Annotated in this window: 17 protein-coding genes, 1 tRNA gene and 3 rRNA genes; 15 read left to right on the top strand and 6 right to left on the bottom strand. The window is 53.8% G+C overall.

What is annotated here, in order from left to right; all coding sequences use genetic code 11:
- Window positions 1–7: 7 nt before the first annotated feature.
- Window positions 8–700 (top strand): DUF1481 domain-containing protein, encoded by a 693-nt coding sequence (locus O9K67_RS23225; RefSeq protein WP_061500248.1) that lies wholly within the window; start codon window positions 8–10, stop codon window positions 698–700.
- Between the two features lie 108 nt (window positions 701–808).
- Here O9K67_RS23225 and purD read toward each other — a convergent pair whose 3' ends face one another.
- Both purD and purH read right to left on the bottom strand, forming a co-directional pair.
- The gene (gene purD / locus O9K67_RS23220) at window positions 809–2101 is read right to left on the bottom strand and encodes a phosphoribosylamine--glycine ligase (RefSeq protein WP_061498962.1); all 1293 of its coding nucleotides are present in this window, start codon (window positions 2099–2101) and stop codon (window positions 809–811) included.
- Window positions 2102–2116: 15 nt separating this feature from the next.
- Window positions 2117–3706, bottom strand: a complete 1590-nt coding sequence (gene purH / locus O9K67_RS23215; RefSeq protein ID WP_061498959.1) for a bifunctional phosphoribosylaminoimidazolecarboxamide formyltransferase/IMP cyclohydrolase — start codon at window positions 3704–3706, stop codon at window positions 2117–2119.
- A 574-nt stretch (window positions 3707–4280) separates the two neighbouring features.
- On the opposite strand from purH, the gene O9K67_RS23210 reads away from it, so the two are divergent.
- From O9K67_RS23210 to aceK, 9 genes are all read left to right on the top strand, one after another.
- Window positions 4281–5822, top strand: a 16S ribosomal RNA gene (locus tag O9K67_RS23210).
- 85 nt (window positions 5823–5907) lie between these two features.
- Window positions 5908–5983, top strand: a tRNA-Glu gene (locus O9K67_RS23205).
- A gap of 191 nt (window positions 5984–6174) precedes the next feature.
- Window positions 6175–9082 (top strand): 23S ribosomal RNA (locus tag O9K67_RS23200).
- A gap of 94 nt (window positions 9083–9176) precedes the next feature.
- Window positions 9177–9292 (top strand): 5S ribosomal RNA (gene rrf, locus O9K67_RS23195).
- Together the 16S, 23S and 5S rRNA genes with 1 tRNA gene alongside form the textbook arrangement of a ribosomal RNA operon.
- Before the next feature lie 94 nt (window positions 9293–9386).
- Window positions 9387–9818: a YjaA family stress response protein gene (locus O9K67_RS23190; RefSeq protein WP_061498954.1), complete on the top strand. Its 432-nt coding sequence runs from the start codon at window positions 9387–9389 to the stop codon at window positions 9816–9818.
- A gap of 126 nt (window positions 9819–9944) precedes the next feature.
- Entirely contained in the window at window positions 9945–10874 is a 930-nt protein-coding gene (gene metA, locus O9K67_RS23185; RefSeq protein ID WP_061498952.1) for a homoserine O-acetyltransferase MetA, read from the top strand.
- A 246-nt stretch (window positions 10875–11120) separates the two neighbouring features.
- Complete coding sequence (aceB, locus tag O9K67_RS23180) at window positions 11121–12722, top strand: malate synthase A (protein WP_061498950.1); 1602 nt, start codon at window positions 11121–11123, stop codon at window positions 12720–12722.
- A gap of 34 nt (window positions 12723–12756) precedes the next feature.
- The gene (aceA, locus tag O9K67_RS23175) at window positions 12757–14061 is read left to right on the top strand and encodes an isocitrate lyase (protein WP_061498947.1); all 1305 of its coding nucleotides are present in this window, start codon (window positions 12757–12759) and stop codon (window positions 14059–14061) included.
- 48 nt (window positions 14062–14109) lie between these two features.
- Window positions 14110–15858 (top strand): bifunctional isocitrate dehydrogenase kinase/phosphatase, encoded by a 1749-nt coding sequence (gene aceK, locus O9K67_RS23170; RefSeq protein ID WP_061498944.1) that lies wholly within the window; start codon window positions 14110–14112, stop codon window positions 15856–15858.
- A gap of 1 nt (window position 15859) precedes the next feature.
- Here aceK and O9K67_RS23165 read toward each other — a convergent pair whose 3' ends face one another.
- Window positions 15860–16120 carry a hypothetical protein gene (locus O9K67_RS23165; protein WP_148654726.1) on the bottom strand — a complete coding sequence of 87 codons (261 nt, stop codon included), beginning with the start codon at window positions 16118–16120 and terminating at the stop codon, window positions 15860–15862.
- Between the two features lie 57 nt (window positions 16121–16177).
- Window positions 16178–17002: a glyoxylate bypass operon transcriptional repressor IclR gene (gene iclR / locus O9K67_RS23160; RefSeq protein WP_061498942.1), complete on the bottom strand. Its 825-nt coding sequence runs from the start codon at window positions 17000–17002 to the stop codon at window positions 16178–16180.
- Between the two features lie 194 nt (window positions 17003–17196).
- On the opposite strand from iclR, the gene metH reads away from it, so the two are divergent.
- The 5 genes from metH (at window position 17197) to rluF (ending at window position 25204) form a co-directional block, all read left to right on the top strand.
- A complete protein-coding gene (metH, locus tag O9K67_RS23155; protein WP_061498939.1) occupies window positions 17197–20883 on the top strand; it encodes a methionine synthase in 3687 nt (1228 codons plus the stop codon).
- Window positions 20884–21111: 228 nt separating this feature from the next.
- The gene (locus tag O9K67_RS23150) at window positions 21112–21921 is read left to right on the top strand and encodes a hypothetical protein (protein ID WP_245191394.1); all 810 of its coding nucleotides are present in this window, start codon (window positions 21112–21114) and stop codon (window positions 21919–21921) included.
- Window positions 21905–22372 (top strand): hypothetical protein, encoded by a 468-nt coding sequence (locus O9K67_RS23145; protein WP_082794194.1) that lies wholly within the window; start codon window positions 21905–21907, stop codon window positions 22370–22372. Before O9K67_RS23150 ends, O9K67_RS23145 begins: the two co-directional genes overlap by 17 nt.
- Before the next feature lie 165 nt (window positions 22373–22537).
- Window positions 22538–24169 (top strand): Na/Pi cotransporter family protein, encoded by a 1632-nt coding sequence (locus O9K67_RS23140; RefSeq protein ID WP_061498931.1) that lies wholly within the window; start codon window positions 22538–22540, stop codon window positions 24167–24169.
- 171 nt (window positions 24170–24340) lie between these two features.
- Complete coding sequence (rluF, locus tag O9K67_RS23135; RefSeq protein ID WP_061498928.1) at window positions 24341–25204, top strand: 23S rRNA pseudouridine(2604) synthase RluF; 864 nt, start codon at window positions 24341–24343, stop codon at window positions 25202–25204.
- On the opposite strand, the gene O9K67_RS23130 is transcribed toward rluF, so the two are convergent.
- Entirely contained in the window at window positions 25205–25477 is a 273-nt protein-coding gene (locus O9K67_RS23130) for a DUF3811 domain-containing protein (RefSeq protein WP_061498925.1), read from the bottom strand.
- 158 nt (window positions 25478–25635) lie between these two features.
- A complete protein-coding gene (gene panS, locus O9K67_RS23125; RefSeq protein ID WP_061498922.1) occupies window positions 25636–26580 on the bottom strand; it encodes a ketopantoate/pantoate/pantothenate transporter PanS in 945 nt (314 codons plus the stop codon).
- Window positions 26581–26676: the final 96 nt, after the last annotated feature.

The following is a 26676-nucleotide window of genomic DNA, read 5'->3' as shown; positions in this document are numbered from 1 at the left end:
CGTGGCAGTGAACAGTTTTGTCGAAGGGGCGGTCTCGCCCCTTTTGTCATTCTGGCGTCGCCCGTTGATGCTGGCTGGCGCGCTGTTGCTGGCTGCCTGCAGCCATGATTCCTCCCTGCCGCCATTCACCGCCAGCGGTTTTGCCGGTGATCAGGGCGCAGTGCGTATCTGGCGCAAAGATTCCGGTGGAGAGACACACCTGCTTTCCGCTTTTAGCCCGTGGCATCACGGGAACACAACGTTGGCTGAGTATCGCTGGCAAGGCGACGCGTTGACCCTCGTCGAACTCAATATCTACGGCACTCCCCCTGAACATATTCGCGCCCGGTTTGACGATCGTGGTGAGTTGAGCTTTATGCAGCGGGAAGTTGATGGTCAGAAGCAGCAACTCTCCAGTGACCAGATTGCACTCTACCGCTATCGAGCAGAGCAAATCCGCCAGACCAGCGATGCGTTGCGTCAGGGGCGTGTGGTGCTGCGTCAGGGACGCTGGCAGGCGAATCGCACGGTGCAGACCTGTGAAGGTGAGACGGTGAAGCCAGATCTGGATGTGTATGCGTTAGAGCGCATAGAACGCCGTCAGAACCACTCCTCAGCAGCGGTCAGCGTGGCGTGGTTGGAAGCGCCGGAAGGCGCACAGCTGTTGCTGGTGGCGAATGAGGACTTCTGCCGCTGGCAACCGACAGAGAAACATTTCTGATGCATCGTCAGGGTAAGCGCAGCGCCAGCCGCTGAACTGCTGGATGGCGGCTACGCTCCTTACAAGCCTACTGGACGGTTTCCTCTCTCCGTGAGAGAGAGGAAATCATTATTTGCCCTGCTCGCGTGCTATCGCACGGTAACCAATATCCCGGCGGCTGAAGCTGCCATCCCAGTGAATATCGTTCATCAATGCGTAAGCGCGCTGCTGTGCTTCCGCAACGGTATGACCCAATGCCGTCACGCACAATACGCGCCCGCCATTGGTCAGCACCCGGTCATCAGCGTCGAGTTTGGTACCCGCGTGGAACACTTTACCGTCCGCAGCTTCTTCCAGCGGCAGACCGTGGATCACATCCCCATTGCGATAATTGCCCGGATACCCGCCGGCAGCGATGACCACGCCCAGTGAGGCCCGTGGATCCCATTCAGACGTTTTCTCATCCAGCTTACCTTCGCAGGCTGCCAGGCAAAGCTCCACCAGGTCGGATTGCATACGCAGCATGATCGGTTGCGTTTCCGGGTCGCCAAAGCGGCAGTTGAACTCGATCACTTTGGGATTGCCGAGCTTGTCGATCATCAGACCGGCATACAGGAAACCGGTGTAGGTATTGCCTTCCGCCGCCATCCCGCGCACGGTTGGCCAGATGACGCGTTCCATGGTGCGCTGATGCACTTCATCGGTAACTACCGGGGCAGGCGAGTAAGCGCCCATACCGCCGGTGTTCGGGCCTGTGTCGCCATCGCCCACGCGTTTGTGATCCTGGCTGGTGGCCATCGGCAGGACATGCTCACCGTCAACCATGACGATAAAGCTGGCTTCTTCGCCATCGAGAAACTCTTCAATAACGATACGGTGACCTGCATCGCCAAAAGCATTGCCCGCCAGCATGTCGTTAACGGCAGCTTCAGCTTCTTCAAGCGTCATGGCAACGATCACGCCTTTGCCTGCGGCCAGACCGTCGGCTTTGATCACGATGGGCGCGCCTTTTTCACGCAGGTAAGCCAGCGCGGGTTCAACTTCGGTGAAATTCTGGTACTCCGCTGTTGGAATGTTGTGGCGGGCCAGGAAATCTTTGGTGAACGCCTTGGAGCCTTCCAGTTGCGCCGCGCCCTGCGTAGGGCCAAAAATCTTCAGGCCTGCAGCGCGGAATGCATCCACCACGCCAATCACCAGCGGGGCTTCCGGGCCAACGATGGTCAAATCAATTTTTTCGTTCTGCGCGAAATTTAACAACGCGGAGATATCGGTGGCGCTGATAGCGACGTTTTGCAGCGCAGGTTCAAGCGCGGTACCGGCATTGCCCGGAGCAACATACACGGTTTCAACCAGCGGTGACTGTGCTGCTTTCCAGGCTAGAGCGTGCTCGCGCCCGCCGTTACCAATCACTAATACTTTCATTGTTTGCTCCGTAGATTAATGGCGGAAGTGGCGCATGTCGGTAAAGATCATTGCAATGCCATGTTCATCAGCGGCGGCAATTACTTCGTCATCACGAATGGAACCACCCGGCTGGATAACACAGGTCACACCGACTGCCGCGGCGGCATCAATACCATCACGGAACGGGAAGAAGGCATCAGAAGCCATGGCGGAGCCTTTCACTTCCAGCCCTTCGTCACCGGCTTTGATCCCGGCGATCTTCGCAGAGTAGACACGGCTCATCTGGCCTGCGCCAATACCGATAGTCATGTTCTCTTTTGCGTAAACAATGGCGTTGGATTTGACGAACTTCGCCACTTTCCAACAGAACAATGCATCACGCAATTCTTGTTCTGTTGGTTGACGTTTGCTGACCACGCGCAGCTCATTTTCGGTCACCATACCCAGATCGCGATCCTGAACCAGCAGACCACCGTTGACGCGTTTGAAATCCAGACCAGCGACACGCTGCGCCCATTGGCCGCACACCAGAACACGCACGTTCTGTTTGGCTGCGGTGACGTTCAACGCTTCTTCGGTGGCAGAGGGAGCAATGATCACTTCGACAAACTGGCGGGAGATAATCGCCTGTGCAGTTTGAGCATCCAGCTCGCGGTTAAAAGCGATAATGCCGCCGAATGCAGAAGTCGGGTCGGTTTTATATGCGCGCTCGTAGGCATCCAGAATCGAACTGCCAACGGCGACGCCACATGGGTTGGCGTGTTTCACAATCACACAGGCAGCTTCGTTGAACTCTTTTACACACTCCAGCGCGGCGTCGGTATCGGCAATGTTGTTATAGGAGAGCGCCTTGCCTTGCAGTTGTTGCGCGGTGGCGACGGAGGCTTCCTTCACCTCTTCTTCTATATAGAAGGCGGCTTGCTGGTGGCTGTTCTCGCCATAACGCATATCCTGCTTTTTAATGAAGTTCAGGTTCAACGTGCGCGGGAAGCGACCAGCAGGCTCTTTGCTCTCACCGTGATAGGCGGGTACCAGACTACCGAAGTAGTTAGCGATCATGCTGTCGTAAGCGGCAGTATGTTCAAAGGCTTTGATCGCCAGATCAAAACGGGTGTCCAGCGTCAGCGATCCTTCATTGGCATCCATCTCATTAATGATGGCGTTGTAATCGCTGCTCTTGACAACAATGGCGACATCTTTGTGGTTCTTCGCTGCGGAGCGCACCATGGTCGGGCCTCCGATATCGATATTCTCTACCGCGTCTTCCAGCGAGCAACCTTCACGGGCTACGGTCTGGGCGAACGGATAAAGGTTAACAACGACCATATCGATCGGCGCGATCGCATGTTGCGCCATGATGGCATCATCCTGGCCTCGACGGCCAAGGATGCCGCCGTGCACTTTCGGGTGCAGGGTTTTTACACGTCCATCCATCATTTCCGGAAAACCGGTGTAGTCGGAGACTTCGGTCACTGGCAGACCGTTATCTGCCAGCAGACGAGCGGTGCCGCCCGTAGAGAGCAGTTCTACGCCACGCTGAGAGAGCGCCTGTGCGAATTCGACAATACCGGCCTTGTCAGAAACACTGAGCAAAGCGCGGCGGACTGGACGACGTTGTTGCATGGTAAATCCCCTGGATTTGACTTTAACAGAGAGTGTTAGGTGAATTTTAGGATCCTTATTGATCCAAAAACTCAGCTAACACCCCAGAAGGGGTGCGTTATTTTTGCGCGGGCATTGTAACGAAAACGTTTGCGCAACGCTCGCGAATTTTTGTCCTTTTACCGGATTGTGGATAACTCTGTGTGTAAATGGGTATAAAGGTGGGTTTTGCTGTGGAATGCAGCAGTCAGTCATTTTTATGTCATTTTTCTATTGCGGGGGACTGAGAACTCCCTATAATGCGCCTCCATCGACACGGCGGATGTGAATCACTTCACACAAACAGCCGGTTCGGTTGAAGAGAAAAATCCTGAAATTCAGGGTTGACTCTGAAAGAGGAAAGCGTAATATACGCCACCTCGTGACAGCGCTCCAGAGCGCGTCACAACTGCTCTTTAACAATTTATCAGACAATCTGTGTGGGCACTCAAAGTGACATGGATTCTTGACGTCCACGGACGCTAAATGAATACCAAGTCTCACGAGTGAACACGTAATTCATTACGAAGTTTAATTCGATGAGCATCAAACTTTTAAATTGAAGAGTTTGATCATGGCTCAGATTGAACGCTGGCGGCAGGCCTAACACATGCAAGTCGAACGGTAGCACAGAGGAGCTTGCTTCTCGGGTGACGAGTGGCGGACGGGTGAGTAATGTCTGGGAAACTGCCTGATGGAGGGGGATAACTACTGGAAACGGTAGCTAATACCGCATAACGTCGCAAGACCAAAGAGGGGGACCTTCGGGCCTCTTGCCATCAGATGTGCCCAGATGGGATTAGCTAGTAGGTGGGGTAACGGCTCACCTAGGCGACGATCCCTAGCTGGTCTGAGAGGATGACCAGCCACACTGGAACTGAGACACGGTCCAGACTCCTACGGGAGGCAGCAGTGGGGAATATTGCACAATGGGCGCAAGCCTGATGCAGCCATGCCGCGTGTATGAAGAAGGCCTTCGGGTTGTAAAGTACTTTCAGCGGGGAGGAAGGTGTTGTGGTTAATAACCGCAGCAATTGACGTTACCCGCAGAAGAAGCACCGGCTAACTCCGTGCCAGCAGCCGCGGTAATACGGAGGGTGCAAGCGTTAATCGGAATTACTGGGCGTAAAGCGCACGCAGGCGGTCTGTCAAGTCGGATGTGAAATCCCCGGGCTCAACCTGGGAACTGCATTCGAAACTGGCAGGCTGGAGTCTCGTAGAGGGAGGTAGAATTCCAGGTGTAGCGGTGAAATGCGTAGAGATCTGGAGGAATACCGGTGGCGAAGGCGGCCTCCTGGACGAAGACTGACGCTCAGGTGCGAAAGCGTGGGGAGCAAACAGGATTAGATACCCTGGTAGTCCACGCTGTAAACGATGTCGATTTGGAGGTTGTGCCCTTGAGGCGTGGCTTCCGGAGCTAACGCGTTAAATCGACCGCCTGGGGAGTACGGCCGCAAGGTTAAAACTCAAATGAATTGACGGGGGCCCGCACAAGCGGTGGAGCATGTGGTTTAATTCGATGCAACGCGAAGAACCTTACCTGGTCTTGACATCCACAGAACTTGGCAGAGATGCCTTGGTGCCTTCGGGAACTGTGAGACAGGTGCTGCATGGCTGTCGTCAGCTCGTGTTGTGAAATGTTGGGTTAAGTCCCGCAACGAGCGCAACCCTTATCCTTTGTTGCCAGCGGTCCGGCCGGGAACTCAAAGGAGACTGCCAGTGATAAACTGGAGGAAGGTGGGGATGACGTCAAGTCATCATGGCCCTTACGACCAGGGCTACACACGTGCTACAATGGCGCATACAAAGAGAAGCGACCTCGCGAGAGCAAGCGGACCTCATAAAGTGCGTCGTAGTCCGGATTGGAGTCTGCAACTCGACTCCATGAAGTCGGAATCGCTAGTAATCGTGGATCAGAATGCCACGGTGAATACGTTCCCGGGCCTTGTACACACCGCCCGTCACACCATGGGAGTGGGTTGCAAAAGAAGTAGGTAGCTTAACCTTCGGGAGGGCGCTTACCACTTTGTGATTCATGACTGGGGTGAAGTCGTAACAAGGTAACCGTAGGGGAACCTGCGGTTGGATCACCTCCTTACCTTAAAGAACCTGCCTTTGCAGTGCTCACACAGATTGTCTGATGAAAAGAAAGAAGCAAGGCGTCTTGCGATTGAGACTTCAGTGTCCCCTTCGTCTAGAGGCCCAGGACACCGCCCTTTCACGGCGGTAACAGGGGTTCGAATCCCCTAGGGGACGCCACTTGCTGGTTTGTGAGTGAAAGTCACCGGCCACCGTATCTCAAAACTGACTCACGAGTCATGTTTGAGATATTTGCTCTTTAAAAATCTGGATCAAGCTGAAAATTGAAACACAGAGCAGTGCAAACTGTTCTGCGAGTCTCTCAAATTTTCGCAACTGAGGATGTTTCACGAAACATCTTCGGGTTGTGAGGTTAAGCGACCAAGCGTACACGGTGGATGCCCTGGCAGTCAGAGGCGATGAAGGACGTGCTAATCTGCGAAAAGCGCCGGTAAGGTGATATGAACCGTTATAACCGGCGATGTCCGAATGGGGAAACCCAGTGTGATTCGTCACACTATCATTAACTGAATCCATAGGTTAATGAGGCGAACCGGGGGAACTGAAACATCTAAGTACCCCGAGGAAAAGAAATCAACCGAGATTCCCCCAGTAGCGGCGAGCGAACGGGGAGGAGCCCAGAGCCAGAATCAGCTTGTGTGTTAGTGGAAGCGTCTGGAAAGTCGCGCGATACAGGGTGACAGCCCCGTACACAAAAATGCACAGGTTGTGAGCTCGATGAGTAGGGCGGGACACGTGGTATCCTGTCTGAATATGGGGGGACCATCCTCCAAGGCTAAATACTCCTGACTGACCGATAGTGAACCAGTACCGTGAGGGAAAGGCGAAAAGAACCCCGGCGAGGGGAGTGAAAAAGAACCTGAAACCGTGTACGTACAAGCAGTGGGAGCACCCTCTGGGGTGTGACTGCGTACCTTTTGTATAATGGGTCAGCGACTTATATTCTGTAGCAAGGTTAACCGAATAGGGGAGCCGAAGGGAAACCGAGTCTTAACTGGGCGTTAAGTTGCAGGGTATAGACCCGAAACCCGGTGATCTAGCCATGGGCAGGTTGAAGGTTGGGTAACACTAACTGGAGGACCGAACCGACTAATGTTGAAAAATTAGCGGATGACTTGTGGCTGGGGGTGAAAGGCCAATCAAACCGGGAGATAGCTGGTTCTCCCCGAAAGCTATTTAGGTAGCGCCTCGTGAATTCATCTCCGGGGGTAGAGCACTGTTTCGGCTAGGGGGCCATCCCGGCTTACCAACCCGATGCAAACTGCGAATACCGGAGAATGTTATCACGGGAGACACACGGCGGGTGCTAACGTCCGTCGTGAAGAGGGAAACAACCCAGACCGCCAGCTAAGGTCCCAAAGTCATGGTTAAGTGGGAAACGATGTGGGAAGGCCCAGACAGCCAGGATGTTGGCTTAGAAGCAGCCATCATTTAAAGAAAGCGTAATAGCTCACTGGTCGAGTCGGCCTGCGCGGAAGATGTAACGGGGCTAAACCATGCACCGAAGCTGCGGCAGCGACACGAATGTGTTGTTGGGTAGGGGAGCGTTCTGTAAGCCTGCGAAGGTGTGCTGTGAGGCATGCTGGAGGTATCAGAAGTGCGAATGCTGACATAAGTAACGATAAAGCGGGTGAAAAGCCCGCTCGCCGGAAGACCAAGGGTTCCTGTCCAACGTTAATCGGGGCAGGGTGAGTCGACCCCTAAGGCGAGGCCGAAAGGCGTAGTCGATGGGAAACAGGTTAATATTCCTGTACTTGGTGTTACTGCGAAGGGGGGACGGAGAAGGCTATGTCATCCGGGCGACGGTTGTCCCGGTTTAAGCGTGCAGGTGTGTGTTCCAGGTAAATCCGGTTCACTTTAACACTGAGGCGTGATGACGAGGCACTACGGTGCTGAAGTGACAAATGCCCTGCTTCCAGGAAAAGCCTCTAAGCTCCAGGTAACACGAAATCGTACCCCAAACCGACACAGGTGGTCAGGTAGAGAATACCAAGGCGCTTGAGAGAACTCGGGTGAAGGAACTAGGCAAAATGGTGCCGTAACTTCGGGAGAAGGCACGCTGATATGTAGGTGAAGCGGTTTACCCGTGGAGCTGAAATCAGTCGAAGATACCAGCTGGCTGCAACTGTTTATTAAAAACACAGCACTGTGCAAACACGAAAGTGGACGTATACGGTGTGACGCCTGCCCGGTGCCGGAAGGTTAATTGATGGGGTTATCCGTAAGGAGAAGCTCTTGATCGAAGCCCCGGTAAACGGCGGCCGTAACTATAACGGTCCTAAGGTAGCGAAATTCCTTGTCGGGTAAGTTCCGACCTGCACGAATGGCGTAATGATGGCCAGGCTGTCTCCACCCGAGACTCAGTGAAATTGAACTCGCTGTGAAGATGCAGTGTACCCGCGGCAAGACGGAAAGACCCCGTGAACCTTTACTATAGCTTGACACTGAACATTGAGCCTTGATGTGTAGGATAGGTGGGAGGCTTTGAAGCGTGGACGCCAGTCTGCGTGGAGCCAACCTTGAAATACCACCCTTTAATGTTTGATGTTCTAACGTGGACCCGTAAACCGGGTTGCGGACAGTGTCTGGTGGGTAGTTTGACTGGGGCGGTCTCCTCCTAAAGCGTAACGGAGGAGCACGAAGGTCAGCTAATCCTGGTCGGACATCAGGAGGTTAGTGCAATGGCATAAGCTGGCTTGACTGCGAGCGTGACGGCGCGAGCAGGTGCGAAAGCAGGTCATAGTGATCCGGTGGTTCTGAATGGAAGGGCCATCGCTCAACGGATAAAAGGTACTCCGGGGATAACAGGCTGATACCGCCCAAGAGTTCATATCGACGGCGGTGTTTGGCACCTCGATGTCGGCTCATCACATCCTGGGGCTGAAGTAGGTCCCAAGGGTATGGCTGTTCGCCATTTAAAGTGGTACGCGAGCTGGGTTTAGAACGTCGTGAGACAGTTCGGTCCCTATCTGCCGTGGGCGCTGGAGAATTGAGGGGGGCTGCTCCTAGTACGAGAGGACCGGAGTGGACGCATCACTGGTGTTCGGGTTGTCATGCCAATGGCACTGCCCGGTAGCTAAATGCGGAAGAGATAAGTGCTGAAAGCATCTAAGCACGAAACTTGCCCCGAGATGAGTTCTCCCTGAGACCTTGAGTCTCCTGAAGGAACGTTGAAGACGACGACGTTGATAGGCCGGGTGTGTAAGCGCAGCGATGCGTTGAGCTAACCGGTACTAATGAACCGTGAGGCTTAACCTTACAACGCCGAAGATGTTTTGGCGGAAGAGAGACAATAATCAGCCTGATACAGATTATATTGACAGACCGGAAGGTGTGTTGATGACAGAATTTGCCTGGCGGCACTAGCGCGGTGGTCCCACCTGACCCCATGCCGAACTCAGAAGTGAAACGCCGTAGCGCCGATGGTAGTGTGGGGTCTCCCCATGCGAGAGTAGGGAACTGCCAGGCATCAAATAAAGCAGAAGGCCCAGTCGGAAGACTGGGCCTTTTTGCTATTGTTTAGCCTGCACTGACTGCTAAAAAACTGCTAAAGGAAGTCGCCATGGCTGTTCTGTATGTCCAACTTTATAAAAACCGCATGGTTGTACGCAATCTTAATACCCATCAACACGTTTCCGGCCAGAAAGCTTTCAGCAATCAGCGGATCCTGGTCGCCGATTTCTTCCTCGCCGAAAAACTGTTGCATGACCTCATCCAACAGTTGATTCCTCGTTCTTTCTGGCAGAGCCTGCTTCCCGGCATGGGGCGCCTCGAAATCCTGTCACATGCGTTAGAAATGAACGAAGGTGGCCTGTCTGCCGTCGAAGAGCGCGCTATCCTTGAAATGACATTTGGTGCATCGCATGGTAAATGTCGCAGCCCGCAGGTCATTGCCAGCCCGACTCCCCTCAGCGATCAACAAGTACTGGCGGCCCTGAGTCAGGCTAAAAAAACCGTTCCGGCAAGAGGCCGCAACGGTGAAATCATTCGCTAAACCAACGGGGCGGGACGTGAAAATTTCTCACCTTCCACTTGCGATCTCGACATTTTGACAATTCCTGGGTATCTTCGGCTATCTGGATGTCTAAACGTTTAAACGTATGCAGTGAGGATATAAGTTATGCCGATTCGGGTGCAGGACGAGCTGCCAGCCGTCAACTTCTTACGTGATGAGAATGTCTTTGTAATGACGACCTCACGCGCAACAGTTCAGGAAATTCGTCCGCTGAAGGTGCTTATCCTCAACCTGATGCCGAAAAAAATTGAGACGGAAAACCAGTTCCTGCGCCTGCTGTCGAACTCACCGCTGCAGGTGGATGTGCGTCTGCTGCGTATCGACTCACGCGAGTCGCGCAATACGCCCGCCGAACACCTGAACACCTTTTATTGCAACTTCGATGAGATCTGCCACGAAAACTACGATGGTTTGATCGTCACCGGCGCACCGTTAGGGTTGGTGGAGTTCAACGATGTTGCCTACTGGCCTCAGATCGAGCAGGTTCTGGAGTGGGCAAAAGATCACGTCACCTCAACGCTGTTTGTCTGTTGGGCGGTTCAGGCCGCACTAAACATCCTCTATGGCATTCCTAAGCAGACCCGCAGCGAAAAACTTTCAGGCGTATACGAACACCGCATTCTTCATCCTCATGCTTTACTGACCCGTGGGTTTGATGATGTATTTCTGGCTCCCCACTCCCGTTATGCCGACTTCCCGGCCGTATTGATCCGTGATTACACCGATCTGGATATTCTTGCGGAAACCGAAGGCGGAGATGCCTATCTGTTTGCCAGCAAGGACAAACGTATTGCCTTTGTCACGGGGCATCCGGAATACGATGCCAACACACTGGCGAATGAGTACTTCCGCGATGTAGATGCCGGTCTGAGTCCGGAATTGCCGTACAACTATTTCCCGAAAGACGATCCGCAGAACACGCCGCATGCATCCTGGCGTAGTCATGGTAATTTGCTGTTCATCAACTGGCTTAACTACTACGTCTACCAGATTACGCCATTCGATCTGAGTCATATGAATCCGACACTGGATTAAGCGTTTCAGCCCTGCATTCCAGGCGCCTTCGGGCGCCTTTTTTATTTCCGAAAATCACTTCACAGCAGCCTAAAAATATAATTCCAATGTTATCAGCAAGTTAAATTCATTTTAAATTAAAAATGGAAATTGTTTTTGATTTTGGAAAAAGAATTGGCCAGGATTGATCCTGCTGAACGAAAACTGCACACCCGATCTTCGTTCGCATTGGGAAATGTCTTCGATGCATAAATGAGGAGCCGTACCATGACACAACAGGCGACAACAACCGATGAACTGGCCTTTACGCAGCCCTATGGCGAGCAGGAAAAGCAGATCCTCACACCCGCGGCGGTGGAATTTCTGAGTGAGCTGGTCACCCGCTTTACGCCAAAACGCAATCAGTTATTGGCTGCGCGACTGCGCCAGCAACAGCAGATCGATGCCGGAACGTTGCCTGGTTTTATTTCGGAAACAACTTCCATTCGTGAAAGCGACTGGACTATCCGGGGTATCCCAGACGATTTGCTAGATCGTCGGGTGGAGATCACCGGGCCGGTTGAGCGGAAAATGGTGATCAATGCACTCAACGCGAATGTAAAAGTGTTTATGGCGGATTTTGAAGATTCGCTGGCACCGAACTGGGAAAAAGTGATCGACGGGCAGATCAACCTGCGTGATGCGGTTAACGGTACCATCAGCTATACCAACGAGGCAGGCAAAATCTATCAACTCAAGCCCAACCCGGCGGTACTGGTTTGCCGCGTTCGCGGTTTGCACTTGCCAGAGAAGCACGTCACCTGGCGTGAAGAAGCCATCCCCGGCAGCCTGTTTGATTTTGCACTCTACTTTTTTCACAACCATAAAAACCTGCTCGCCAAAGGCAGCGGTCCCTATTTCTATCTGCCAAAAACCCAGTCCTGGCAAGAAGCGGCATGGTGGAGTGAGGTCTTTAGCTTTACGGAAGACCGCTTTAACCTGCCGCGCGGCACAATCAAAGCAACATTGTTGATTGAAACCCTGCCAGCGGTATTCCAGATGGATGAGATCCTGCATGCCCTGCGCGACCATATCGTCGGGCTTAATTGCGGGCGCTGGGATTATATTTTCAGCTATATCAAAACGTTAAAAAATTACCCGGACCGCGTTCTGCCCGATCGCCAGGTCGTGACGATGGACAAACCATTCCTGAGCGCTTATTCCCGCCTGCTGATCAAAACCTGTCATCGTCGCGGTGCATTTGCCATGGGCGGCATGGCGGCGTTTATCCCCAGTAAAGATACAGAACGTAATAACTGGGTACTGAATAAGGTTAAGGCAGATAAAGAACTTGAAGCCAAAAACGGTCATGACGGTACGTGGATTGCCCACCCGGGTCTTGGCGACACGGTGATGGAGGTGTTTAACGCGGCACTGGGCGACAACAAAAATCAGTTATCGGTGAGCCGTGAAGAGGATGCGCCGATCACCGCTGATCAACTGCTGGCACCTTGTGAAGGCGAACGCACAGAAGAAGGCATGCGCGCCAACATTCGTGTGGCGGTGCAGTACATCGAAGCGTGGATCTCTGGTAACGGTTGTGTGCCGATTTACGGACTGATGGAAGATGCCGCCACAGCAGAAATCTCCCGTACCTCCATCTGGCAATGGATCCACCACGAAAAAACGCTGAGCAACGGCAAAGCGGTGACCAAAGCACTGTTCCGCCAGATGCTGGCTGAAGAGATGCTGGTTATTCAGGAAGAGTTGGGTGAACACCGCTTTAGCAGCGGGCGGTTTGATGATGCCGCACGCCTGATGGAGCAGATCACTACCTCCGATGAACTGATCGATTTCCTGACGTTGCCTGGCTATCGCCTGTTAGCGTAATTCACCCACCTGTCACACTATGGAGCATCTGTATATGAAAACCCGTACCCAACAAATCGAAGCATTACAAAAAGAGTGGACACAACCGCGCTGGGAAGGCATTCGCCGCCCCTATACGGCGGAAGAGGTGGTGAAATTACGTGGCTCGGTAAACCCGGAATGTACGCTGGCGCAACTCGGTGCCGCCAAAATGTGGCGCTTGCTGCATGGCGAGTCGAAAAAAGGGTATATCAACAGCCTTGGTGCATTGACAGGTGGCCAGGCGCTGCAACAAGCGAAAGCGGGTATTGAAGCTGTGTATCTCTCCGGCTGGCAGGTGGCGGCAGATGCAAACCTGGCCTCCAGCATGTATCCGGACCAGTCGCTGTATCCGGCAAACTCGGTGCCATCGGTGGTGGAGCGCATCAATAACACGTTCCGCCGTGCGGATCAGATCCAGTGGGCGGCAGGTATTGAGCCCGGTGATCCGCGCTTTGTCGATTATTTCCTGCCAATTGTTGCCGATGCCGAAGCCGGTTTTGGTGGGGTGCTGAACGCATTTGAACTGATGAAATCGATGATCGAAGCCGGTGCTGCGGCCGTTCACTTCGAAGACCAGCTTGCCTCGGTGAAGAAATGCGGTCACATGGGCGGGAAAGTGCTGGTACCCACCCAGGAAGCGGTGCAGAAACTGGTCGCCGCACGTCTTGCTGCAGATGTGCTTGGCGTACCAACCTTACTGGTTGCTCGTACCGACGCCGATGCCGCCGATCTGGTGACCTCCGACTGCGACCCGTATGACAGCGCTTTTATTACCGGTGAACGCACCAGTGAAGGTTTCTATCGTACCCACGCCGGTATCGAACAAGCCATCAGCCGTGGCCTGGCGTATGCGCCGTACGCCGATCTGGTGTGGTGCGAAACGTCAACGCCGGATCTTGAGATGGCCCGCCGTTTCGCCGAAGCCATCCACGCGAAATTCCCGGGCAAACTGCTGGCCTACAACTGTTCGCCATCGTTTAACTGGAAGAAAAATCTCGATGACAGCACCATCGCGCGTTTCCAGCAGGCGCTGTCGGACATGGGGTACAAATTCCAGTTTATTACCCTCGCGGGCATCCACAGCATGTGGTTCAACATGTTCGATTTGGCTCACGCTTATGCACAAGGTGAGGGGATGAAACACTATGTTGAGAAGGTGCAACAGCCAGAGTTCGCGGCAGGTAAAGAGGGCTATACCTTTGTTTCGCATCAGCAGGAGGTCGGTACGGGCTACTTCGATAAGGTGACCACCATTATTCAGGGCGGAACCTCTTCGGTCACCGCGCTGACCGGGTCGACGGAAGAAGCACAGTTCTGATCTGTTCTCCCTCTCCCCACCGGGGGGAGGGACCAATGAGGGAAAACTATGTCGCGTGGCCTGGAACTGCTGATTGCACAAACGATCTTACAGGGCTTTGATGCTCAATATGGGCGGTTTCTGGAAGTGACCTCCGGCGCGCAGCAGCGCTTTGAGCAGGCAGACTGGCAGGCCGTCCAGCAGGCCATGAAACAGCGTATCCACCTCTATGATCATCATGTGGGACTGGTGGTGGAACAGTTGCGCTGCATCACAGACAGCCAAAGTCCGGATGCCGCTTTCCTGTTGCGGGTAAAAGAGCACTACACCCAATTATTGCCGGACTATCCACGCTTTGAGATTGCCGAAAGTTTCTTTAACTCCGTCTATTGCCGTCTGTTTGATCATCGATCACTGACGCCGGAACGCTTGTTTATCTTCAGTTCGCAGCCCGAGCGGCGTTTTCGCACCATTCCACGCCCGCTGGCGAAAGCATTCTGGCCGGAGCGAGGCTGGGAGGCACTGCTGACCAAAGTCCTGTCTGATTTGCCGTTGCGTCTGCCCTGGCAGGATAAAGCACGTGATGTCGGCTATATCGCGGCGCATCTGACGGATGCATTTGGCCCGGAAACCCTGAACCAGTCGCATTTGCAGGTCGCAAATGAGCTGTTCTACCGTAACAAAGCGGCCTGGCTGGTCGGTAAGCTGATCACGCCTGCCGCGACGCTGCCCTTTTTGCTGCCGATTCATCGCAGTGATGACGGGGAACTGTTTGTTGATACCTGCCTGACCACCCACGCCGAGGCGAGTATCGTGTTTGGTTTCGCCCGTTCCTATTTTATGGTCTATGCCCCGCTGCCTGCTGCTACCGTGGAGTGGTTGCGTGAAATCCTCCCCGGAAAGACCACCGCAGAGTTGTACATGGCGATTGGCTGCCAGAAACATGGCAAAACGGAAAGTTATCGCGAGTATCTGAACTACATCAACGCCAGCGATGAGCAATTTATTGAAGCGCCGGGGATCCGCGGTATGGTGATGCTGGTATTTACACTGCCGGGCTTCGATCGGGTATTCAAGGTGATCAAGGACGTGTTCCCGCCGCAAAAGGAGATGAGTGCGGCTCATGTCCGCGCCTGCTATCAGTTGGTTAAAGAACACGATCGCGTCGGGCGCATGGCCGATACGCAAGAGTTTGAAAACTTCGTACTGGAAAAGCGGCAAATTTCACCGGCATTAATGGCGTTATTACAGGAGCAGGCACCGGGCAAGATCACCGATCTCGGCGATCGCATTGCGATAAGCCATCTCTATATTGAGCGGCGGATGGTGCCGCTCAACCTGTGGTTTGAGCAGGTCACAGGCCAGCAACTGCGCGATGCGGTGGAAGAGTACGGCAATGCTATTCGCCAACTGGCCGCCGCCAATATCTTCCCCGGCGATATGTTATTTAAAAATTTCGGCGTCACTCGACACGGGCGGGTGGTGTTCTATGACTACGACGAAATTTGCTATATGACCGAAGTGAATTTTCGCGATATCCCTGCGCCGCGTTATCCGGAAGATGAGCTCAGCGCTGAGCCCTGGTACAGCGTTGCCCCTGGAGATGTTTTCCCGGAGGAGTTTCGTCACTGGCTGTGCGCCGACCCGAAAATTGGCCCACTGTTTGAGGAGATGCACGCTGATTTATTACGTGCTGACTACTGGCGCGGGCTGCAAATGCGCATCCGCAACGGGCATGTGGAAGATGTTTACGCCTACCGCAGGCGTCAGCGCTTTAGCGTACGCTTTGGCGCAACCGCGCTACGGCAGGCGGGATAGGTCAGGTAAAGTAGTAACGCACCACATGGAAGAAAATGGGGGCGGCCAAACAGGCGAACAGCAGCAGACCGCGCTGCAGGGTAATATTTTCAACCCGCCAGACGGCGAGGAAGCCGAGACAAGAGAGTATCGCAAAGACAATGCTGAACAGCGAAATGGTGTCTGGCGTGTGACCCTTTTGGTGTAAATACCGGGCAGCGGCCGCCGCCCAGCGTGTATAGTGCGTCCGGAGCGGACGGCGCTCGTGAACTTCCCTGGTCATCGGACATATCTCGTAAGACGAGTAAAAAATGGACGGGCGGTATATAACTTTTTGAAGTTAACGCATTCCTCCAAATTCCAGGGTAACCTCTTTTGCCCCGCGGATCACCATCGCGCCCAGTTCCGTCACACGATCGTCGGTAATGCGCGACAGCGGCCCGGAGATAGAGATAGCCGCAAACGGCTGGCCGTGTTCGTCATAAATACAAGACGCCACGCAGCGCAGGCCGAGCGCATGCTCTTCATCATCGAACGAGTAGCCCCGTTTGCGCGTCTGGGCGAGATCCTCTTTCAGGTGCACTGGCGAAACCAGCGTCGCATGGGTGTAAGCATGCAGCCCTTTACGGTGCAGTAAGCTGCTGACCTGTTCATCATTCAGATTGGCTAAAAACGCTTTACCTGCGCCGGAAGCATGCATCGGCAATTTACCGCCAATGGGCGCTGACATGCGCATCAGTTGGGTACATTGCACTTGATCGATAATAATTGCCTGATGATCGCTTTGATCCAGTACGGCAAGGTTGACCGTTTCCCCGGACGCCTCCATTAATTTACGCAGGATCGGGTGCACAATGGCCATCAGGTTGCGGCTTTGCAAAAAGCTGCTGCCAACGATGAACGCATGCGCCCCCACCGACCAGTGGCCCAGATCGCCAACCTGGCGAACAAAGCCCAGTTGTTGCATGGTGGTCAGTAAACGGTGGGTAGTGGAGTTCGGCAAACCCGCCTGTTGCGCCAGTTCGGTCAGTGCGACGCTGCCGTGGGATTCGGCTATCCATTCCAGCAGTTTCAGGCCGCGGGTCAGTGACTGGACTTGCCCACCGGCCGGTGCGGCGGGAGTCGTGGCTTTTCTACCCCGTTTAGCGGGAACGGAAGCAACCATGGCTGGCTCCTTTTTCTGTATCGTGGAAATTATTTTCGTTTTAAGTGAGTATAACGCAACTCCGTTGCAGACTGATCGGATGAGTGATGCTGAACATCTCTCATGTTAACCCAGCGCCGCTTTTCCGGTCTGTTACTTTGTGCCAGTATGTCCTGCTGGCCTTTTGGCCTGATTGAGCGTTGTCGGGAGCACGTGTGAGCAGCAAAGTTGAGCAACTGAAACAGCAATTAAACGAAAGAATTCTGGTTCTGGATGGGGGCATGGGCACCATGATCCAGAGCTACCGTTTGAGTGAGCAGGATTTTCGCGGCGAGCGCTTCGCCGACTGGTCCTGTGATCTGAAAGGTAACAACGACTTGCTGGTGCTCAGCAAGCCGGAGGTGATTGCCGCCATCCATGACGCCTACTTTGCGGCGGGTGCCGACATCATCGAAACCAATACCTTCAACTCAACGACCATCGCCATGGCGGATTACCAGATGGAATCCCTGTCGGCGGAGATCAACTTTGCCGCGGCCAAACTGGCCCGTGCCAGCGCGGACAAGTGGACTGCACAAACCCCGGACAAGCCGCGTTACGTGGCGGGGGTGCTTGGCCCAACCAACCGCACTGCCTCTATCTCACCGGATGTGAACGATCCGGCGTTTCGTAACATCTCGTTCGATCAACTGGTCGCCGCTTATCGTGAGTCAACCAAAGCGCTGGTGGAAGGCGGATCGGACCTGATCCTTATCGAAACGGTGTTCGACACGCTGAATGCCAAGGCGGCGATCTTCGCCGTTAAAGAGGAGTTCGATGCGCTGGGCGTCGAACTGCCGATCATGATTTCCGGCACCATTACCGATGCGTCCGGGCGTACGCTCTCCGGTCAGACGACCGAAGCATTTTATAACTCGCTGCGCCACGCCGATGCGCTCACCTTCGGCCTGAACTGCGCCCTGGGGCCGGATGAATTACGCCAGTACGTGCAGGAACTGTCGCGCATTGCGGAATGCTACGTTACCGCGCACCCGAACGCCGGTCTGCCGAACGCCTTCGGCGAGTACGATCTGGATGCCGACACCATGGCCACGCAGATCCGAGAATGGGCGCAAGCGGGCTTCCTGAATATTGTCGGTGGCTGCTGCGGCACTACGCCGGAGCATATCGCTGCCATGAGCCGCGCGGTTGCCGGTTTGCCGCCGCGTAAGTTGCCGGACGTGCCTGTCGCCTGTCGTCTGGCGGGGCTCGAACCGCTGAACATTGGTGACGACAGCTTGTTTGTGAACGTGGGCGAACGTACCAACGTCACCGGTTCCGCTAAATTCAAACGTCTGATTAAAGAAGAAAAATACAGCGAAGCGCTGGACGTGGCGCGTCAGCAGGTGGAAAGTGGCGCACAAATCATCGACATCAACATGGATGAAGGGATGCTCGACGCGGAAGCGGCGATGGTGCGTTTCCTCAACCTGATTGCCGGTGAGCCGGATATTGCCCGGGTGCCGATCATGATCGACTCCTCCAAATGGGAGGTGATTGAAAAAGGGCTGAAATGCATTCAGGGCAAAGGCATCGTCAACTCCATCTCGATGAAAGAAGGGGTTGAGTCCTTTATTCACCATGCGAAGCGGGTTCGCCGCTACGGCGCGGCGGTGGTGGTGATGGCGTTTGACGAAGTAGGTCAGGCGGATACTCGCGAGCGCAAAATCGAAATCTGCCGCCGCGCTTACCACATCCTCACTGAAGAGGTGGGCTTCCCGCCGGAAGACATTATCTTCGACCCGAACATTTTTGCTGTCGCAACCGGTATCGAAGAGCATAACAACTACGCACAGGACTTTATTGGCGCATGTGAAGATATCAAGCGCGAACTGCCGCATGCACTCATCTCTGGCGGCGTCTCTAACGTGTCGTTCTCTTTCCGTGGTAACGATCCGGTGCGTGAGGCGATCCACGCCGTGTTCCTTTATTACGCCATTCGCAACGGTATGGACATGGGTATCGTCAACGCCGGGCAACTGGCTATCTACGACGATCTCCCTGCGGAACTGCGTGATGGCGTAGAAGATGTGATCCTCAACCGCCGCGACGATGCGACGGAACGTATGCTCGAACTGGCAGAGAAATACCGCGGCAGTAAAGCCGCCGACGACGGCGCTAATGCGCAACAAGCGGAATGGCGCAATTGGGATGTGAAAAAACGCCTCGAATATTCGTTGGTAAAAGGCATTACGGAATTTATTGAACTGGATACCGAAGAAGCCCGCCAACAGGCTGCGCGCCCGATTGAAGTGATCGAGGGGCCGCTGATGGATGGCATGAACGTGGTCGGCGATCTGTTCGGTGAAGGGAAAATGTTCCTGCCGCAGGTGGTGAAATCTGCCCGCGTGATGAAGCAAGCGGTCGCGTATCTGGAGCCGTATATCGAAGCCAGCAAAGAGCAGGGTAAGAGCAACGGCAAGATGGTGATCGCCACAGTGAAGGGCGACGTGCACGATATCGGGAAAAACATCGTTGGTGTGGTGCTGCAATGTAACAACTACGAGATTATCGATCTTGGCGTGATGGTGCCTGCCGACAAGATCCTGAAGACCGCGCGTGAAGAAAACGCTGACCTGATTGGTCTCTCCGGTCTTATCATTCCGTCGCTGGACGAAATGGTTAATGTGGCGAAAGAGATGGAACGCCAGGGCTTTACCATTCCGCTACTGATAGGTGGTGCGACCACCTCGAAAGCGCACACGGCAGTGAAAATCGAGCAAAACTATAGCGGGCCGACGGTATATGTGCAGAACGCGTCGCGCACCGTGGGCGTGGTGGCTTCCCTCCTGTCCGACACCCAGCATGATGATTTTGTGGCTCGCACCCGGAAAGAGTATGAAACCGTGCGCATCCAGCACGCGCGTAAAAAACCGCGTACACCGCCGGTGACTTTGCAGGCAGCGCGGGAGAACGACCTGGCTTTCGACTGGGCAAGCTATACGCCGCCAGTGGCGCACCGGCTGGGCGTGCAGGACGTGACCGCCAGCATTGAGACGCTGCGCAACTATATCGACTGGACGCCGTTCTTTATGACCTGGTCGCTGGCAGGGAAATACCCGCGCATTCTGGAAGATGAGGTGGTGGGTGAAGAGGCAAAACGCTTGTTTGCCGATGCGAATGAGATGCTCGATAAACTGAGTGCGGAAAAACTGCTCAATCCACGCGGAGTGGTGGGGCTGTTCCCGGCGAATCGCGTGGGCGATGACATTGAAATTTATCGCGACGAAACCCGCACACAGGTTCTGACAGTGGGTTGTCATCTGCGTCAGCAAACAGAAAAAGTGGGCTTTGCTAACTACTGTCTGGCGGATTTCGTTGCGCCAAAACAGAGCGGCAAAGCGGACTACATCGGTGCGTTCGCGGTGACTGGTGGGCTTGAGGAAGATGCGCTGGCAGAGGCCTACGATGCGGCGCATGACGATTACAACAAAATCATGGTGAAAGCCGTCGCCGATCGTCTGGCTGAAGCGTTTGCCGAATATTTGCACGAGCGGGTGCGTAAAGTGTACTGGGGCTATGCACCCACTGAAAACCTCAGCAATGACGAACTGATCCGTGAAAATTATCAAGGGATCCGCCCGGCTCCCGGCTACCCCGCTTGTCCGGAACACACTGAGAAAGGGACGATTTGGCAACTGCTGGATGTGGAAAAGCATACCGGCATGAAGCTGACGGAGTCTTTTGCGATGTGGCCTGGCGCGTCCGTTTCCGGATGGTATTTCAGCCACCCGGACAGCAAGTATTTTGCTGTGGCGCAGTTGCAGCGGGATCAGGTTGAAGATTATGCACGGCGCAAAGGCATGTCGGTGGCGGAAGTTGAACGCTGGCTGGCACCCAATTTAGGCTACGATGCGGACTGATTCCAGAAGGGCATTTTTTAATGCCCTTTTTCATTGTTATTTCATTTGTGCGAAACAATTGTGAAGCAAACATAATACAAATTGAAACTAAGAACATTCTTAAAAGTGGATATTTTCTTAGACCCTTGTTCACCTTCATGCGTATGATAGTCGTTCGGCTAAAAGGCAAGATTGCTTACTCTTTTGCGCTTCATTTAATTGTCATAAATTTAACTTAGGTGTTATGAAATGGATATTTATGATATAAGGAAAAGAAATCTATTGCCGAAGGATTTTGAAAACATCCTGGCCCCGGATATCGCGAAAAATATAATCAAAAAAGAATATTTTATTGAGAGCAGCCCGAATAATATTTTGGGCAGCATCGACGGTTATACCATAAAGCGACATCACGGTTTTAAATATGGATTGCCGCACGATCCGTTAGGTCATCAAAAAGAAAAACATATTGATAGTCTGGTGGATAAAGGCGTGGTGGTGGTCGCGCGACCGAATGTTAGTACGCGTAGCCGCTTCTATTATCCTTTCTTTATTGCCGAGAATGGTGATCTGTTTTGTGTGCAACCTCTGTCGTTTAACGCCGTGTTTATCAGAACGATTCTGAACGGTTTTAAAGACAGCGTGGCGATGCATGGCCGCCCGGCGCCAACGCGTAGCGGCTTTGCGCCAGTGACGCCGGAGTATGGGCCTGGCTACTGGAAAAACAGTGAAAATGATTACCCTGGCGTGAAAAACGCGGCGATGATGATGATCAACCGGGCAACCAGCATGGCTGATGAAGGGCGGGTATTTGGCTCCGAGGGTAAGGATTATATGAATACCGCGCGTAACAGCGTTCAGTTATGGACGCCCATCCCGGACAGCGTGACATCGGATACTCGCGAAATCCTCTTTACCCGTTCGGTTATCCGGCGTTATGGCGAGAAGCGCACAGTATCCCAGAAATATCCACAAGGGGAGGATGCCAGGGCGCAATCGGGCCAATCATGGCAATGGATTCCAGGTGTATGTGATGAGGATTATGAGTTTAAAAAATAACGTATTGGTCTTTTGGGGAATTATGGATGGGCTGGCATTAGTCAGTTATTTCTACTTTTCGCTGCAAAGTGGCAAGGTTCCTTTTTATTCCGATATAAGCAGTTTTTATACCCATTTTTCACAGTTGGGTGCCAGTGGTTTGATGGGGGGAATTATTCAGGTGATGTTTTTTATAAATATCGCACTGATCGTCTCGTTGTTTTTTTCATGCTGGTCGTTGATTGTGAAAAAAGATATTCATAGTATCTTCTTTATTGGGCAGGAAATAGCCCGTTTATTGTCGTTAAAATGTTCGTTAGCGTTGATCCCGTTGTTTATGCACTTCACTGGTTATAGTGCCGCGTGGGGAGCATTCCTGCTGTTTTTTGTGTCGGAAGCGTTGAAAATTGGTTCGGTGGTATGGGCCAAACGCCATCCCGTTCCGCACGCTGATTCCATGATTACCGGCTAAATCTCCGTTTCTGTCACAAAATTGTCATTTTCCCTTACAACTCAGAGGGCGTCAGCTCGGCGTCCTGCGTTTTTCCCGGCTTTAACGCCTTATACTTACTTCATAATGTTGACGTTATCTTCGTGGGTAACACGCAACGCATAACGATAAGGAGGACCGGACCCTGTGTTGACTTTGCTCCATCTGCTTTCCGCTGTGGCCCTGCTGGTATGGGGGACCCATATTGTCCGTACTGGTGTGATGCGCGTGTTCGGCGCGCGTTTACGCACGGTTCTCAGCCGAAGTGTTGAAAAAAAACCGCTCGCGTTCTGTGCGGGCATCGGTGTTACCGCGCTGGTGCAAAGCAGTAACGCCACCACGATGCTGGTGACCTCGTTTGTGGCGCAGGATCTGGTGGCGCTTACCCCGGCATTAGTGATCGTGCTCGGCGCGGACGTCGGGACCGCCTTAATGGCGCGTATTTTAACGTTCGATCTCTCCTGGCTGTCGCCGCTGCTGATTTTTCTCGGCGTGATTTTCTTTCTCGGACGTAAGCAAACCCGCGAAGGGCAACTGGGTCGCGTCAGTATCGGCCTGGGGTTGATCCTGCTGGCGTTGGAACTGATTGTGCAGGCGGTCACGCCAATTACGCAGGCGAATGGCGTACAGGTGATTTTTGCGTCGTTGACGGGCGACATCATGCTCGACGCGCTGATTGGCGCAGTCTTCGCCATCATCAGTTACTCCAGCCTGGCGGCGGTGTTGCTCACGGCGACGCTGACCACCGCCGGTATTATCTCTTTCCCGGTGGCACTGTGCCTGGTGATCGGCGCAAATCTCGGCTCCGGTTTGCTGGCAATGCTGAATAACAGTGCCGCCAATGCTGCGGCTCGCCGTGTAGCGCTCGGCAGCTTGCTGTTTAAGCTGGTGGGGAGCCTGATTATTCTGCCGTTTGTGCATATGCTGGCGACGTCGATGCAAAAACTGCCGCTCCCGGAAGCGGAACTGGTGATCTACTTCCACGTTTTCTACAACCTGATCCGCTGCCTGGCGATGGTGCCGTTTGCCGGACCGATGGCGCAGTTCTGTAAACGGATCATCCGCGAAGAACCGGAACTGGATACGCGTCTTAAACCGAAGCATCTCGACAGTTCCGCGCTGGATACCCCAACCCTTGCGTTGGCCAATGCCGCCCGGGAAACGCTGCGTATGGGCGATGCGATGGAGTTGATGCTGGAAGGGCTGCATAAGGTGATGCACGGTGAACCGCGACAGGGAAAAGAGCTGCGCAAACAGGCCGATGACGTCAACGTGCTGTATACCGCGATCAAGCTTTATCTGGCGCGCATTCCTCAGGGAGAACTGGCGGAGGAGGAGTCAAAGCGCTGGGCGGAAATTATCGAAATGTCGCTCAACCTTGAGCAGGCCGCCGATATTGTCGAGCGAATGGGCAGTGACATTGCGGACAAATCACTGGCGGCGCGGCGTGCTTTCTCCCTTGAGGGGCTGAAAGAACTGGATGCGCTGCACGAACGGCTGGTGGGGAATCTGAAACTGGCGATGTCGGTATTTTTCTCCAGCGATATCTCCAGTGCTCGCCGCCTGCGCCGCAGCAAGCACCGTTTCCGCATTATGAATCGCCGTTTCTCACATGCACACGTTGAGCGTCTGCATCAGCAAAACGTGCAGAGCATTGAAACCAGTTCGCTGCACCTTGGCTTGTTGGGTGACATGAAACGCCTGAACTCCCTGTTCTGTTCCGTGGCCTACAGTGTGCTGGAACAACCGGATGAAGACGACGAACGCGACGAGAATTGACCCGTGTTGTGCCGTGCCCACGGGCACGGCTTGTCTGGTTTTTATCGCTCATTGTGTTGAGCTAAAAACCACACTTTTACTGCGGTAGTGCACAAATTCGATTATATGGCGTAAAAATCCATTTTTATCTCTCCCGGAAGCCAGTTATATTCCGCTTTTACAGGAGAATGTATGCTGCCAACCCAATCAACACGTTTAAACAAATACATCAGCGAAAGCGGGATTTGCTCACGCCGCGAGGCTGACCGTTACATCGAACAGGGCAATGTCTTTATTAACGGCAAGCGCGCCGGTATTGGCGATCAGGTTGTTGCCGGAGACGTTGTAAAAGTGAATGGTCAACTTATCGAGCCGCGAAACGAAGAAGATCTGGTATTTATCGCGTTGAATAAGCCCGTTGGCATTGTCAGTACGACGGAAGATGGCGAAAAAGACAATATTGTTGATTTCGTTAATCACAGCAGCCGAATCTTCCCTATCGGTCGGTTAGACAAAGATTCTCAGGGGCTGATTTTTCTCACGAACCACGGCGATCTGGTGAATAAAATCCTGCGTGCCGGCAATGACCATGAGAAAGAGTATCTGGTCACGGTAAATAAGCCGGTTACCGATGAGTTTGTGCGCGGTATGGGGGCAGGTGTGCCGATCCTCGGCACGGTAACCAAAAAGTGCAAGGTGAAGAAAGAAGCACCGTTTACCTTCCGCATCACGCTGGTTCAGGGGCTGAACCGCCAGATCCGTCGTATGTGCGAACACTTTGGTTATGACGTCACTAAGCTGGAACGCACGCGCATTATGAACGTCAGCCTGACCGGGTTGCCGCCAGGGGAGTGGCGCGATCTTACGGATGATGAGTTGATTACGCTGTTTAAGCTGATTGAAAATTCAACCTCAGAAGCGAAGCCGAAAGCAAAAGCGAAACCGCAGGCGGCGAAAAAACCTGCGGTGAAAGTGGCAAAGCCCGAAGAGAAAAGCCGGGCCAAACCGGCGGGCAAACGCTTTACCCAACCGGGGCGAAAAAAGAAAGGGCGCTAATCAGCGTCTGCCGCGCGTTGAGGTGTTCGCAGACCAGGAAAACGTCGTGTTTTCGTCCGGTTTATAAGCCTGCTGTTTTTTCACCTGGCGGGCTTTCTTCGCAGCCACTTCACGCTGCGCCATCAGTTTATCGATGTACTCTTTCTTTACGTGATTCGCTTCAGAGTTGCTGAGCGGGCGCCCGTGTGCGATGCGCGCGCGGTCGAGCAGCGTTTTCAACTCCCGCTGCTCACTCTCTGTCATCTCTTTTTGCGTCAATCTGGTCAGTGCCATAAGACTCTCTCCCTGGGATGTGTTTCGAGTGTACGCGATGTCCAGGTATTGTACATGTGTGGGGCGCACAACTCTGGAAAGCGCCCCCACGTTGCCGATAAACGGTCATGTTACGCTTGATGCGCAGAGCACCGTACTGGACAAGCCTGGCAGACCGGTTATTCGCGCTCTGTCACCGCTTCTGTTTTCCGCCCATCCACCGGTTTACCGGACCAGTAGCCTGCCAGCAGTGAGCCGGACAGGTTATGCCAGACGGAGAACAGTGCACCGGGCAGTGCCGCGAGTGGCGAGAAGTAAATTTTCCCCAGTGCGGCCGCAAGACCGGAGTTCTGCATCCCCACTTCAATGGCCAGCGTGCGGCAGGTGGACTCGTCAAACCCGAACAGACGCCCACCCCAGTAACCACCGAGCAGACCGATGCTGTTATGCAGGATCACGGCGGCGATAACCACCAGACCGACCGATGCGATATACGAGGCGGAACCGGCAACCACAGCACTGATAATCGCCAGAATGCAGACCATCGAGAACGCAGGCAACCAGGGTTCCACAGCCTTGACCAGACGCGGGAACAGGTGGTGGATCACCAGCCCCAGGCCAATCGGGATCACCACAATTTGCAGGATGCTTAGCAGCATTCCCATCACATCCACCTGAATATGCGCATCCACATACAACCGCGTCAGCAGCGGCGTCGCAATCACGCCAACCAGGGTGGAAACCGACGAAATAGTCACGGATAGCGCCACGTCGCCTTTTGCCAGATAAATCATCACGTTTGACGCCGTACCGCTGGCGACGCTACCGACCAGCACCATTCCGGCGGAGAGGTCCGGCGGCATTTTAAATATCAACGCCAATAGCCATGCCGCCAGCGGCATCACCAGATAGTGCAGGAAAATCCCTGCCGCGACCGGTGCCGGGCGCGCCAGAACGCGTTTGAAGTCGTCGATTTTCAGGTGCACGCCCATACTCAGCATAATCAGCATCAGCAGCGTGGTGACCCACGGGCCGATGGCAATAAACGTCGGTGGGAAGTAATAGGCGAGGACAGAGAGCAGCAGTGCCCATAACGGGAACAGCCGCGTGAGAGTTGCGAGCATGTATCTATTCCTTGCGATTGTTATGTCGTGTCGTGTTGTCTTTTTTGTAATAAGGGTCGGGATCGGGCCCGACCATAGTTATTGTTTATCGTGCTA

The organism is Kosakonia oryzendophytica (assembly GCF_027886705.1).
Taxonomy (GTDB): Bacteria; Pseudomonadota; Gammaproteobacteria; order Enterobacterales; family Enterobacteriaceae; genus Kosakonia; species Kosakonia oryzendophytica.
Note: the sequence above shows the minus strand (reverse complement) of the source record. Positions and strands in the feature narration are given on the sequence as shown.

Coding starts and splice junctions, on each gene's coding strand:
- O9K67_RS23165 (WP_148654726.1), bottom strand. CDS start 16,120: ATGACCAGGGAAGTTCACGAGCGCCGTCCGCTCCGGACGCACTATACA.
- metA (WP_061498952.1), top strand. CDS start 9,945: ATGCCGATTCGGGTGCAGGACGAGCTGCCAGCCGTCAACTTCTTACGT.
- O9K67_RS23145 (WP_082794194.1), top strand. CDS start 21,905: ATGAGTTTAAAAAATAACGTATTGGTCTTTTGGGGAATTATGGATGGG.
- aceK (WP_061498944.1), top strand. CDS start 14,110: ATGTCGCGTGGCCTGGAACTGCTGATTGCACAAACGATCTTACAGGGC.
- rluF (WP_061498928.1), top strand. CDS start 24,341: ATGCTGCCAACCCAATCAACACGTTTAAACAAATACATCAGCGAAAGC.
- purH (WP_061498959.1), bottom strand. CDS start 3,706: ATGCAACAACGTCGTCCAGTCCGCCGCGCTTTGCTCAGTGTTTCTGAC.
- panS (WP_061498922.1), bottom strand. CDS start 26,580: ATGCTCGCAACTCTCACGCGGCTGTTCCCGTTATGGGCACTGCTGCTC.
- O9K67_RS23150 (WP_245191394.1), top strand. CDS start 21,112: ATGGATATTTATGATATAAGGAAAAGAAATCTATTGCCGAAGGATTTT.
- O9K67_RS23190 (WP_061498954.1), top strand. CDS start 9,387: ATGGCTGTTCTGTATGTCCAACTTTATAAAAACCGCATGGTTGTACGC.
- purD (WP_061498962.1), bottom strand. CDS start 2,101: ATGAAAGTATTAGTGATTGGTAACGGCGGGCGCGAGCACGCTCTAGCC.
- aceA (WP_061498947.1), top strand. CDS start 12,757: ATGAAAACCCGTACCCAACAAATCGAAGCATTACAAAAAGAGTGGACA.
- O9K67_RS23130 (WP_061498925.1), bottom strand. CDS start 25,477: ATGGCACTGACCAGATTGACGCAAAAAGAGATGACAGAGAGTGAGCAG.
- iclR (WP_061498942.1), bottom strand. CDS start 17,002: ATGGTTGCTTCCGTTCCCGCTAAACGGGGTAGAAAAGCCACGACTCCC.
- aceB (WP_061498950.1), top strand. CDS start 11,121: ATGACACAACAGGCGACAACAACCGATGAACTGGCCTTTACGCAGCCC.